11 protein-coding genes are annotated in these 13,649 nt (G+C 36.4%); 6 read left to right on the top strand and 5 right to left on the bottom strand.

Annotated elements, in window-relative coordinates; genetic code table 11:
• Positions 1–63: 63 nt before the first annotated feature.
• The 6 genes from K9H14_06940 (at position 64) to K9H14_06915 (ending at position 4,604) form a co-directional block, all read left to right on the top strand.
• Complete coding sequence (locus K9H14_06940) at positions 64–1,647, top strand: FMN-binding glutamate synthase family protein (protein ID MCG9479932.1); 1,584 nt, start codon at positions 64–66, stop codon at positions 1,645–1,647.
• A gap of 449 nt (positions 1,648–2,096) precedes the next feature.
• Positions 2,097–2,642: a transposase gene (locus K9H14_06935; GenBank protein MCG9479931.1), complete on the top strand. Its 546-nt coding sequence runs from the start codon at positions 2,097–2,099 to the stop codon at positions 2,640–2,642.
• 43 nt (positions 2,643–2,685) lie between these two features.
• Positions 2,686–3,039: a transposase gene (locus tag K9H14_06930; GenBank protein ID MCG9479930.1), complete on the top strand. Its 354-nt coding sequence runs from the start codon at positions 2,686–2,688 to the stop codon at positions 3,037–3,039.
• Entirely contained in the window at positions 3,039–3,602 is a 564-nt protein-coding gene (locus K9H14_06925) for an IS3 family transposase (GenBank protein ID MCG9479929.1), read from the top strand. The genes K9H14_06930 and K9H14_06925 overlap by 1 nt, the downstream gene beginning before the upstream one ends.
• A 7-nt stretch (positions 3,603–3,609) precedes the next feature.
• Positions 3,610–3,855, top strand: coding sequence for an integrase core domain-containing protein (locus K9H14_06920; protein ID MCG9479928.1), 246 nt, complete (start codon positions 3,610–3,612; stop codon positions 3,853–3,855).
• Between the two features lie 14 nt (positions 3,856–3,869).
• Positions 3,870–4,604, top strand: a complete 735-nt coding sequence (locus K9H14_06915; protein ID MCG9479927.1) for a transposase — start codon at positions 3,870–3,872, stop codon at positions 4,602–4,604.
• Positions 4,605–5,244: 640 nt separating this feature from the next.
• Here the strand turns inward: K9H14_06915 and K9H14_06910 are convergent.
• From K9H14_06910 to K9H14_06890, 5 genes are all read right to left on the bottom strand, one after another.
• Positions 5,245–6,492, bottom strand: coding sequence for an IS256 family transposase (locus tag K9H14_06910; protein ID MCG9479926.1), 1,248 nt, complete (start codon positions 6,490–6,492; stop codon positions 5,245–5,247).
• Positions 6,493–6,591: 99 nt separating this feature from the next.
• Positions 6,592–6,846 carry a hypothetical protein gene (locus K9H14_06905; GenBank protein MCG9479925.1) on the bottom strand — a complete coding sequence of 85 codons (255 nt, stop codon included), beginning with the start codon at positions 6,844–6,846 and terminating at the stop codon, positions 6,592–6,594.
• Positions 6,847–7,056: 210 nt separating this feature from the next.
• Positions 7,057–9,645 carry a serine/threonine protein kinase gene (locus K9H14_06900; protein ID MCG9479924.1) on the bottom strand — a complete coding sequence of 863 codons (2,589 nt, stop codon included), beginning with the start codon at positions 9,643–9,645 and terminating at the stop codon, positions 7,057–7,059.
• 461 nt (positions 9,646–10,106) lie between these two features.
• On the bottom strand, positions 10,107–11,366 hold the full coding sequence (locus K9H14_06895; GenBank protein ID MCG9479923.1) for a serine/threonine protein kinase: 1,260 nt from the start codon (positions 11,364–11,366) through the stop codon (positions 10,107–10,109).
• Between the two features lie 11 nt (positions 11,367–11,377).
• Positions 11,378–13,429, bottom strand: coding sequence for a Stp1/IreP family PP2C-type Ser/Thr phosphatase (locus K9H14_06890; GenBank protein MCG9479922.1), 2,052 nt, complete (start codon positions 13,427–13,429; stop codon positions 11,378–11,380).
• Positions 13,430–13,649 lie beyond the last annotated feature (220 nt).

Raw genomic sequence — 13,649 nt, 5'->3', positions numbered from 1 at the left:
GCCTAGCAAAAGGGTAATGACACCCATTTTTTAACTATCAACTAACTACAGAGGAGATATGCTATGACTTATTCAAAGATCAATGCATCGTCAGCTACCCTGACCAAGAACCTGTACAAGGAAAACACCAGTCCGTTCAGCGGAATGTGCTCAACCTGTATAGAGGGCTGTCTGGGCCTGTGTGAAATAGGAAAATCTGCCTACCGGGCGGCTGAGACCATATATCCCCAGCCTTTTGGAGATATCACTGCAGCTTCACAGAAGGACTATCCCATCGACTATTCACACTTCAATATTATGGGAACGGCCTTCGGTGCACAGGGTATTGAAGCCGATAGCGACAAGGCTATCTTTACCAATGTGGATGTAAGCGCCGCCATTGGCAAAAACAAAGATTTGAAATTAAAGCTGCCCTTTATCATACCCGGGCTGGGCTCCACCGATATCGCCAGAAAAAACTGGGAAGGCCTGGCTATCGGTTCTGCCATTAGCGGAGTGATACTGACCATTGGAGAAAATGTATGCGGTATAGATCCTGATTCGGAATTTGACTCCCGGGGACAGGTTATCAATTCACCGGAACTTAAGAAAAGGGTTAAGCTTTACCAGGACTGGCAGCAGGATGGTTTCGGAGGAATTGTAGTCCAGACCAATGTAGAGGATTCCCGGTTCAAAGTACTGGAATATGCCATACAGGAGCTGGGAGTAGAAATTGTAGAACTTAAATGGGGCCAGGGAGCCAAGGATATAGGAGGAGAGATCAAAATAGATAACCTGGACCGGGCCATAGAGATAAAAAAGAGAGGCTATATAGTGCTTCCCGACCCTCTGGATTCAATGGTGCAAAAAGCCTTCAAGCATGGAGATTTCAGGGAATTTGAGAGACATTCCCGGATCGGCATGGTAGACCGGGAAGAATTTATGGAAACTGTTGAACGCCTGAAAAAAGCAGGAGCAAAACATGTATTCCTCAAAACCGGTGCTTACCGTCCCCTGGACCTGGCCAGGGCTATTAAATTTTCCTCAGAAGCAGGTATCGACCTGTTAACCATAGACGGCGCCGGCGGAGGTACCGGCATGAGCCCCTGGAGAATGATGAACGAATGGGGAATCCCCACCGTTTACCTGCAATGCCTAGCCTATGACTATGCCAAAATCCTGCAGCAAAAAGGTCAATACGTTCCAGATATGGCCATTGCCGGAGGATTGACTTTAGAAGACCAGATATTTAAGGGACTGGCTTTGGGTTCACCCTTCTTTAAACTGGTAGGCATGGCCCGTTCACCCATTACTGCTTCCATGGTGGGCAAAACCCTGGAAGATAAAATAAAAGGGGAACAGATACCGAAATCCATAAAGAAATATGGTTCAGATATGGAATCAATATTTGTAGAAGTAACCGATCTGCAAAAAGAATTCGGTACCCGAGCTGATTCCCTGCCCGGCTCAGCTATAGGCCTGTACTCCTATTTTAAGAGACTGGAACAGGGTCTAAAACAACTGATGTGCGGTGCCAGAAAGTTTAATTTGAGCCTTCTGGACCGAAAAGATATAGTATCCCTGACCAGGGAAGCGACAGAGATTTCCAAAATACCTTATGTCATGGATGCAGACCGGCAGGAAGCAGAAGAAGTTCTAAATTCATAAACTGACTAATGGGGGGCATATGTCCCCCATTAATATATTTTTTTAAACATTAAACGCCACTAAGTTTCATAAAAACTTAATGGCGTTTGTGAAAGAAATATAATCTTTTTATTCAGATTTGTCAAATATCCACTAAATCCTATCTGTGATTCAGACATAATAACCCGATAATTCGAGAATTTGGATAGATGATTTTAAAATCGGAGCAGCAATTATCAGAATCCTCAGCAATAAGTAGGAATTATTTCAACCTCCATAAGATCGGGGAAATATTACTGGAAAGCAGATACAATAAGGAAAGTAAGCATAGAGACCACAATTTTGGCTAAATAAATAAGAAAAGCGATTACGTATAATTTTTTCTGTAATTTGATAATCGGTCTTTGACATAATGTCCACCACTCTCCAAAATATTTTGCTAACTATTAACTAACAAATAAAAAGGAGAAGTGATGGGCAATTTCAAGAATAATGCTAAAGAGAAAAAGTTTCAAGATGCACTGGTAGATGAAAAGGATTTTTTAAAAAATATTATTCAAGGTTTTTGCCAAAACCTACTGGAAGAAGAGATGGAAGACCACCTAGGCGCTAAAAAATATGAAAGGACCGACATCCGGCAATGCCATAGAAATGGTTACAAGCCCAGGATGCTAAAAACCAGAGTTGGCACTCTAAATCTGTTGGTCCCTCAAGACAAAGACGGAAATTTTTCTACCGATCTATTTGCCCGTTACCAGAGATCTGAAAAAGTACTGGTACTAACACTAATGGAGATGTATGTAAAAGGAATATCTACCAGGAAGGTAGCAGATGTAACTGAAAAACTCTGTGGTACCTCTTTTAGCTCTTCTACCATATCATCTCTTGCCTCAAAGTTAGATGCAAAGATATCAGCCTGGAATGCCAGACCACTGGAAAAAGCCTATCCGTATCTGTTGGTAGATACCACCTACATAAAATCTGAAGTGAACCCCATAAACTGGACACTTTCTTAAGACTCATTAGAATAGGAAGCAGGAAGAGAGAAAGGAAATAGGTATGGGGAAACAGAGAAGAAAATATTCAATAGAACTGAAAATGGAACTGGTAGAAAGAGTGCTTGCGGGAGCAAGCGCCCTGGAGGTAGCAAGGGATGAGGAAATAAGCCCTAGCCTTATAAAAAAATGGAAAAGAGAATATCTGGATGGAAAGTTCCACGGGACTTCGGCAAGCGACTCAGAGCTAAAAAAACTTCAGTTAAAAAACTGCAAGCTGGAGCAGATGGTAGGAAAGCTCACCATGGGAAACTACCTTTTAAAAAAAGAGAAAGAATATCTTGCAGCCAGGAGAAAAGAGATTTCATCTCAAGTGTCCGGTCCAAATTCAAATCAACCGGGGAGGTGGCAAAACTGATGGGCATATCAAGAGCAACCTACTACTACCAGCCCAGGGATAAAAAGGGCAAAGAGGGCCGAGACAGGGAGCTGGCAAAGCGCATTAGGGAGATATGTTACAAATATCCCTACTACGGCTACAGGAGGGTCACTGCTGCCCTCAGGCGGGCTGGGGTAGCAGTAAACCATAAAAAGGTTGCAAAACTTATGAGGGAGATGAGTATACAGGTTAAAAAGAGGAAAAAATTTACCCGTACCACCAATAGCAGCCATAACCTAAGGGTATACCCAAACCTCATAAAGGATCTGGTCATAGAGAGAATAAACCAGGTATGGTGCGCTGATATTACCTATATCGGTATAAGAGTTGGCTTTGTGTATCTGGCAGCTGTTATCGATGCCTTCAGCCGCAAAGTGGTAGGTTATGCCATAGGCAAGAGCCTGGCAGCAGAACTTACAATAGAAGCTTTAAGAATGGCAATAATAAGCAGGGATACCTCTGACCTAATCCACCATTCTGATAAGGGCATCCAGTACTGCTGCACCGATTACATTAACCTATTAAACAGTCATGGTATTTAGGATCAGTATGTCGGCAAAAGGCATGCCGGTGGAAAATGCCTTTGCAGAGTCGTTTTTTGGAAGCCTTAAAGTGGAGGAGATTTATATGTGGGACTATGAGACTTATGCAGATGTAGTAGACAGGCTTCCCTACTTTATCGAAGAGGTTTATAACAAAAAGAGGCTGCATTCTTCCATCGGTTATATGCCTCCGGAAGAATTTGAGAATAATTTGATGAATGATATTAAAAATTCCTGTAAAATCTATTATTAAGTTAAGATACCAATGTGTCTAAATTTTGGGGTTCAGGTCAATCCAGGATAGAAGATAGCGTACTGGCTCAAGGAACAGTAATTGTTGCAGGCATAGATGAATATGGCTACAGGGAAATACTGGCAGTAGAGATGATAGATACAGAAACTACCCAGTCTTACGAGAGGATATTTAAGACCTTAAAGGCTAGAGGCCTAAGCGGGCTAAAGCTAGTAATATCAGATGATAACCGGGGCCTGGTAAAGGCAGTCAAAAAACATTTTTTAGGTGCATTCTGGCAAAGATGCTCCTTTCACTTTATTAAAAACGTGGTAGATCTTGTGCCCAGAGTAAAAAGGAAACTTCTTGCAGAGGACCTAGAGGCAGTATTTAGCTGCTCCTCTAAAAAGCAGGCCCTTAATTTAGCAAAGGAGGTTTCTAAAAAGTATTCTAAATACTCTGGAATTGATGAAATGTTAACTCAAGATATACTGGACGTCCTAACCTTTATGGATTTTCCAGTAGAGCATAGAAGAAGAATAAGGACAGTAAACCTTATAGAAAGGCTAAATTCTGAAATTAAAAGAAGGACCAATGTGGTGCGTATCTTTCCCAACCCGGAAAGTGCTAAAAGACTAATATCAGCCATATGCATTGAAAAGAATGAAGAGTGGATATCAGGGAGAAAATATTTAAATATGGATTACTTAAAAAACTATAAGCTTCCAGAACCTAAGGTAAATGAAGGTAGTCTGGTGGCATTGACATAGATGGTTGGAGAGATGTGATGGATAAAAGTACAGAAAAAAACTTGCCTAACCACAGAAAAAAACTTGCTTAACCAGAAAAGCTTTTAATTAACTTAGATTTTGTTTTGCTTTTATGTATAAATATTTTTTCTGTATTTGTATTTGTTTTTCCTAAATTGGATAATCTATTTTCTAAACCTATCCGGTGCTTCCCCTTCCAGAAAAGCTACATAATACATGCTCTAATCCGGATCAAAGGCTGCATAATATTTACCAGCGCAAATAATTACTGAATCCTTTCCCAATGCTTCATCAGTTTTGGCACATTTATGGTTCTATTTGCCAACCACTGCAAGCTTACCACATTAAGATAGGCCTGAATTAAGGTATACACCATTACTGAAAATATTATGTGGGCAACTATAAGGTCAAAACTTGTAGTGTTAAACTTTTTTCCCAGCCAGGAGTCCTTTATCTGCTTATAGCGCTCCTCTATCTGCCAGGGGTGAGCATAATCTCTGGTGATGGCAAGGGACTATAATCTGACCTTTACCCCTTTTTAGCCTAGTTTTTACAAGTATTATGTTTAAAGGTATCCGGCATCCGTCATGAGATACTGTCAAATGTTGTGGATTTGTAAAACATACCCCCCAGCATCCTCTTATGCAGCTACCTCCTCTTCTAGTTCTCCGTCAACAAATTTCTTACCCTCCAGTACCTTCAGTATAAGCTTATAGCCCTTTAGCCTCTTCCAGGTTCTGGAAGCCTCCAGGGCTAGCTTGTAGACCATGGTTAGCGTTGCAGTCCTTGAGCCACACCCCTTGGTCTTGTAGGTCCTTAGCCTTACTGTAGAAAAGGTAGATTCAATGGGATTGGTGGTTCTTATATGAATCCAGTGGGTGGCTGGAAAATCATAGAAGCTAAACAGATCCTCTTTGTCTTTGGCAAGGCATTCTACCGCCCTGGGGTACTTATCTGAAAAAGAGGATATAAAGTGGTCATATGCGGCCAGAGCATCCTCCTTGGTGGAGGCCATATACATATCATGAATCATGGCCTTGGCCTTAGACTGTATGCTTTTAGGCATTTTATCTAATATATTGGCAGTTTTATGCACCCAGCAGCGCTGCCTTCTACTCTGTGGATATATTTCAGAAAGGGCTGCCCAAAAGCCAAGTCCGCCATCACCAATGGATAGCTTAGGGCCCATTTTAAGGCCCCTTCTTTTTAGATCAGCCAGAATCTCTGTCCAAGCTATTTTACTCTCCCTGTAGCCGTCCTGGGCTGCTACCAGTTCTTTATTGCCGTGCTGGTCTGCTGCCATTATGATAAGTATGGCCGATCGGCTATCATCAAGGCGGACATTAAAATAGATACCATCTACCCAAAAGTATACATACTCTTTATCCGATAGATCCCTTTTTCTCCAGTCATCATACTCTTCTTCCCATATCCTCTTTAGCCTCACTATATTGGCTGCTGAGAGCCCGCTTACGCCTTTGCCCAGGATACTTTCAAGCGCGGTGCCAAAGTCATTGGTAGATATTCCCTTTAGGTAGAGCACAGGAACCAGGTTATCCACGCTGGGAATCCTACGGAGGTAGCGGGGAAGGATGTTGCTGCTAAATCTTTTTTTAAGCCCCCTGTCATCTACCCGGGGCTGGGTAATGGTTAGGGGACCCATGCCGGTAGTGATATCTCTTTGAGGCATATGGCCATTTTTTACTACTACTCTTTTTCCGTCTTCACCAGTAAGGTTGGAATGTTTTTGTATGTACTCTTCCACTTCGTTTTCTAATGCTAGCTGCAGCATTTTCTTTGCACCTTTTCTTGCAATCTGTTCCAGTACTGACCAGGATGATTCCTGCTCATCTTTTACATATTGGATTTTTCCACTATACTTACTCATAGAACATACTCTCCTTTTCTATTATCTTTTAACCATCGATAATATTTTATAGGAGGGTATGTTCTTTTTCTACCTCCATCCACAAGATTTGATTATATCTCATCCGTCATAGGAAGTAATCTTTTTAGCCATGTAGCAGGTGGTGCGCTTATCTACCCTCTTCCAGGTTTTAGCCTCAAGCCTGGAGAGCCTTTTGGCACCAAGGTGGGCTGCTATATTTTTCTTTAGGGGAATTAAGACATCAATTCCGTAACTACCTTTAAAAGTTGCTATCATTTCCCCATCTAGGAATACCCTGTCTAAGATCAGCAATTTAATCTTGCCTTTTCCTACTTTACTTGCAAAGTCGTCCACCAGTTTTTTGCCAGAACTTTATTATGTGCCCTTACCCCTGCAATTTTAGTACCCGTTGGGTATGGAATTTATCTTATCATTGAGGGGGTTATGTTTGATCACTCTACAACATTTGACAGTATTTCAAAGATAAATATTGCTTGCCTTAATATAAGGCTTGGAACATTTATTAAATTATAGCTAGAAATGCTGTATTCATTCTAGCTATAATTACCTAGAACAAACATACCGGTAAATTGATATATAATCAATCATTACACTATTTTCATTAAATATTCTCATACAACCCGATTGGATAATAGGCCAGTTATGAATGGCTTTACCTCCGCCAACAACGATTCCATCTACTGTTAAATTAAAAATATTTGTAAATACAGAATATGTTACTTCAATATCATATATTTTATCTATTTCAGGAGCATAATCAGTGTTAATAATTAAATTGCTTAATATTGTTTCCCCATCCTCAACAATCGAAATGCTACTATCACCTTTAGAACTACTATTGTTTATAGCTAATGAACAATAATTATTTGTAGAAAGATCTGAAAATAAGCTCAAATTCAAGCTTGTGCCTGGCTTTAAACCATTGCTAGCCAAACCTGCCTTTATCCTCCACATATAACTATTATAGTTATTAAAATCTAAACTTATTTCCATATTATCTATAACATCTACAAAATTACCATCCCCGTTAATATCTTCACCCGTCATATATAATTTACCATCTACTATTGCTTCACTTCCATAAAATGATTCCCAACCATCTAGACTATCAAAATCGTACTCATAAGCTAACAAATAAATAGATGTATTAGGCCCTTCACTACTTATATCCTGGTCTTTATTAATAGTTAAAATAAGCTTGTCTAAATCACCTACATTAAAGTCATTATAATATTTACTATCTTTTATGACCAAAAATAAATCAGGTACATTTTTTGCAGGAAACTGCATTATAAATAATTTTTTATAAAGTTCTGCTTGCTCTTCAAGTGCCAATTCTGGCAAGTTAGTTTCAGATCTGGGTGAAATTAAAGAATTTAAGTATTCTTCCCTATAAGCATCATTCCCTCCAGCTCCACTGAAATCCTTTACTGTTTTTATAATGTATTTTAACTCATCTATTGTATATCCACTTTCAACCAACTGCTGCATCCAATTTGTTTTTTGCCATACTACTAAGTCAGTGCATAATTCTACAGCCTCTGGGTCTTCTAAAAGCTTTGCTAAGTATTCTTTATCATCAATATTTCTAAAATTTTCCCTTAAATTAACTGGAAGTTCTCCAATTTTTTCATTAATTATTTCTTCTGTTATTTCTGTTTCTTTCTCAGAAGCAAATGTCTCTACCATTTGGTTGCTAGAAGTATTTATAGAAAAAAATATAATTAAGAAAATTATAAAGATAATGCCGATTGTGCTATATAAGAAAGCCAGTTTGCTTTTTAAATTATGGCCCTTCTTATATTTAAAATTCCCTCTTATTATTCCCAAGCCATAGATAACAGAAGAGATAAAATAATAACTTACCAATATTAATGTTAATAATAAAAATAAATTCCAAGATATTGCATCACTGCCACTTATAAATAAAAATATTAATATAAAAATGGTGGCCACCTTTGAAGTGAGCCAATTAATATTTGTAAAACTTAAAATTTCATATTTATTTTTTATTTTTTTAATTGTATGGAAAAATTTTATTATTCCCAATATATAAATATATAATCCTAAAGATAATCCAAACCAGAATAATAATAAAAAGGACTTCAGAAAATAATCAGAAAATAATTCTTGGTCCAATGAAAATTGCGTATTAATAATATTTAGTATTAAAATAGCCATTATATAAATAATTAATACCACTATAACTTCTAAACTGCATATTATGATTGAATTCCATCCCCAAAATTTCTCAAAACCTTTCTGCCTAAAGAATTTTTTTTCATCTTTTATTATTGTATCTGCTGGCTTTTTACTTATATTATTCTGTCTTCTAACATTAAATGCTTCTATCGCTTCCAGGGCAGATGAAAACCTATCCTGGGCATTTTTGGCCAAGCACTTATTTACTATATCGGTCAAATAACCCGGCACTTGCTTAGAAAACTTTTTAATATCAGGAGGCTTGCTTTTAATATGCTGGTTTATAACACCCCAGGGTGTGTCAGACCTGAAAGGCAATCTCCCTGTTATCATCTCAAAAAGCATTACCCCAAAAGAATAAATGTCTGAAGGGGGAGCCAAATTTTTTCCTTCAGCTTGTTCTGGAGACACATAGCCCGGAGAGCCTATAAAGGCGCCGGTTTGGGTTATAGTATGGGATGATAGGATTTTAGCTATACCAAAATCAGTTATCTTTACAGTGCCATCCTCCGTTATGAGTATATTTTGTGGTTTTATATCTCTATGTATTATTCCTTTACTGTGGGCATAAGATAAACCATACAGTATCTTCTTAGAAATACTTACTATCTCCTTTAATGACAGATTTTTTTTCTGCATATACTTATCCAAGCTTACACCCTGTATCAGCTCATAAATTAAGAAATAAATGCTGCCTTCTCTGCCATAATCAAGCATTTTTACTATATTGGGGTGATCTAAATTAGTCAGGCTTATCTGCCTGGTAAAAAACCTTTTTAGGTGCTCGCTATCTTTAGTAAACTGGCTTCTTAATATTTTTGCAGCTACTAGCTTTTCTGTTTTTATATTTTTTGCCAAATATACTGTAGACATTCCTCCTTTTCCCAGAATGCTAATAAGTTTGAAGTTTTTTATTCTTTTCCCAATCATATTTTCTTATTAAAATACAATGGCATCCCATATTGCCAATTAAATTTTTAAAGGAATTTTTTCTTTTTCCTTTATCCTATCTTTTAATATCTTTACAGCTTCCTTATTTTCTGTATTTTTATTTGAAGCTAAATATATTGTAGTCATTACACCTTCAAATATTTCTCGTAGTTATTATATACTTGCCTTTAAACTCCATGATCAGAAAAATTGAAACTGCAATTTTACCCAATTGCTATTCTCCCATTACTAGCACCACACGGCTGCTAGCTGCCAATTCGAGAAACCAAGAAGAAAAACCAATATTACTATTTCTGCCGGACTAAAACTTTTTCTTTTTTTACGACCTTGTTGCTTTGTTTGCCAATATATGTTAAGGGTTTTCTGGACTATACTCAAAGGCCATAAACTTAAAAACCACAAAAATATGCCAATTCCAATTGATGCTGTTACTGATGAAATTATTGAAATAATAAGCCAAGCTGCAAAAATACCTCCAGCTGAATAATTTTTTTAATCACGCTATCTCTAGCATATTTACTAACATCGCTTAACTGTCCATAAATGAGTATTAGATTTAATATTGGGATAAATAATCCTATGGTACGCCAGAAATGACGAATACCTAATTTTTTTTGTTTATTAAGCTGGTACCAGTTCCTGCAAAACCATATAACTTGATACAAACCAAAAGTCAATATCATTAGTACTATAAAAACCCTTATTGGCTGATAATAAGAATAAGTATAACTAATAGCGCTTGTTTCATAATTGGACTGCTTTATACCTGGACCTTTTACGATAGTTGGAGAACCAGCACTGTTAATACTTTTATTTGTTTGTACCATATCCTCCTTTGAAGTAATTGTCCCATTACTTATTGGTCCAGTGGCAACACTGGTAACAGCAAAAGAGTTAGTTTGTAATACCTTTATAATTTCATCAGCTGAATTAAATCTTTCACTGCGCTTTTTTTTCAAACATTTCTTTGTAATGTATATAAGGTGATCCGGTATATTTCTGGCCACTATTTCTATATCCGGTGGGTCTATATTAATATGCTTATGTAAATAACCATAAGGGTTATCTGATTTAAATGGGAGACTCCCAGATAATAATTCAAATAGCAACACACCTACAGAATATAAGTCTGACCTTCTGTCCACTTTTTTACCTTCTGCCTGTTCGGGAGATATATAGCCTGGAGAGCCCATGAACAAACCAGTTTGAGTTACAGTTTTACTGGATAAAGCTTTAGCAATTCCAAAATCATTAATCTTCACTAAGCCATAAGAAGTTATTAAAATATTTTGAGGCTTTATATCCCTGTGGACTATTTCTTTCTGGTGGGCATAAGATAATGCTCTTAAGACTTGTAGCAATATTTTTTCTATTTCCTTTATGGATAAACTTTTTTCCCTTATGATAAAAACATCTAAGCATACCCCGGCAACATGTTCATATATTAAATAATACCAATCTTTCTTTTTTCCAAAATTTAATAATTTTAAAATATTTACATGTTCAAGCTCTCTGGTAATTTTTATTTTTTTTTTAAAAAACCTATTAATATGCTCTTCATCTTGGGTATATTCACTTTTTAACACTTTAAGCGCAGACAATGCTCCAGTATTTATACTCCTTGCTAAAAATACAGTTGACATGTCACCTTTGCCTATTACATCAATTAACTTATAGTTTGAAAATATTTGGCCAATCAATGCTTCCCTAACTATAGATCCAGTGATTTAACATTTTCATTTATCTCAGATAATTCCCGGCTAATAATATTGTAAACATAATAACTATTTGACACTCCATTATTTGCAGCAATTATTATATTTTGACCGGAATTATCAAAAAATACTTCTAAGGGGTTCCTGCTCCTTAAATTAGTAAGCATGTTTTTACCTGATCCATCAATATTTATTAAATAAGCTTCATACCTATTGTCTAATTTAGAACAGTAACAAATGCTTTTGCCATCATTAGATAAATCTGGATTAATATTATCATTATTATCACTAGTAATTTGGATAATTTCTCCATTTTTGTTTTTTAAAAATATTTGTCTTGACCCTTCATAGTAATCTGAATAAACTACAATATTTTCAGGCAAAACCTTTATCCTAATATTTCCGGTTATTGTATTTTTATTATTGCTACTATCAAAGACCTCAATTTTTATATTATAATCTCCTCCATTTTTAATTTCCCAAAAGTATATAAACGGTTTTTGGTGTAAAATTCTTGGAGTTGAATTACCTATACTTACTTCTATCCTATCTAAGTTTCTATCACTGGCTTGGATTTCAATTGGCAAATACTTTGTGTTCTCAGAAATTGATAATTCACTATTATCCAGGAAATTACAGCTAATGCTGGGTTTTACACTATCCTTGAAAATTTCTAATTCTATTATATTAGATTCTCCCACATTCCCTGACTTATCAATGGCTTCTACATAAAAATCTTTCTTTCCTTCGTTCTCGATTTTATAAGAATAACTATTGCCGCTAAATTCTATTTTGGTGTCATTTTCATAGAATAAATATTTGCTAATTTCATGATTATCTGAAGCGTTTATTCTGAAGTTTATAAATTCATCTTCCCCAAGGTAATATTCTTTATCACTAGGATTCCCCAGCTCTAAACTTACTTTGGGCTCTTCATTGTCTAAAATTTCCAAAACTCTAGTGCTTATTCCCTTGTTGCCTTGTCGATCTTCACATATTAAAGTAACGGCTGCATTTTTAGGTGCCTTAAATTCATAAGTTTGTTTTTCCCCTTCTAAAATATTGCCTTCGATAATCCACATATATGAAGCTATTTCCTGATTATCGTAAGATCTGCTTCCATCAAAATTAACCTCCGAAGGAACATTTAAAACTTCATCTTGGCCAGATAAAACCATTACAGCTTTTGGGGGATATTGGCCTATTAATCTATAGATAAAAAACCCTATAGCTGCAAGAAGTAAAATTGAAAAACCTATAAAAAAATAACTTAGTGCTGCCAGTACTCTGGGCTTACTTTTTCTTTTTATTTTACTGACTTTTCCTATGTCTACTAATATAACTGATATATTATCACTTCCACCAGCATCGTTAGCACTTTCCACTAGCTTATCAATAGCAGCCTCACTTTTAGACTGCACAAGTTTTTCTAATTTACTATGTGGCATTTCGCCCCAAAGTCCATCTGAACATAAAAGAAATTTATCACCTTCTTTTAAGTCAATTTTAAAGGTATCCACTTCTACGTCCTTATTTGTGCCCAGGCAGCGGAGTATAATATTTTTTCTTGGATGAACTCTGGCTTCTTCTTCAGTAAGATCCCCAGATCTCACCCTTTCTCCAACAAAAGAATGGTCTTCTGTTACCTTTTTAAGCTTATTTTCTCTCAATAAATAAGCCCTGCTATCTCCAACATTGGCACTATAGGCTTTTCCATTTATTAAAACCATGCATACGACAGTAGTTCCCATCTTGGTATCAGAATTTGACAAATTAAAAATTTCAGAATTTGCTTTTTTAATTGAATTGATTAATGCTTTTTCAGTATTTTTAATACTAGAAGAATAATAAAAATCTTTTATTAGATTAGCAGCTTTTTTGCTTGCAACATCACCTTTATTTAAACCGCCTACTCCATCTGCTACTATATATATGCTGCCTTTATTTTCCAAAACATTTTTATCTGTGGGTTCATATTTTAATAGATAATCCTCATTGTGCTTGCGGCTTCTCCCTTTATCAATAGCGGTATAAGAATTGACATCCATTCTTTATATCCTTTTGGTATTATTATGGAAATACTTTTTAGTATTATATATAAAATAAAATAAAATATAAAATATTATTACCTTTGTTTCCGCAGGTTAAAAACCCACTTTTTCCGAATTAATTGCCGCTACATTTCACTGGAAGCCCTTCCCCAGTACTGGTCCTCATCCATATCAAGCAGGTCAATTATCATCTTCTGAATAGAGGAGAGGCTATCTT

It is taken from the genome of Actinomycetes bacterium (assembly GCA_022396035.1).
Classification (GTDB): domain Bacteria; phylum Actinomycetota; class Humimicrobiia; order Humimicrobiales; family Humimicrobiaceae; genus Halolacustris.
Note: the sequence above shows the minus strand (reverse complement) of the source record. Positions and strands in the feature narration are given on the sequence as shown.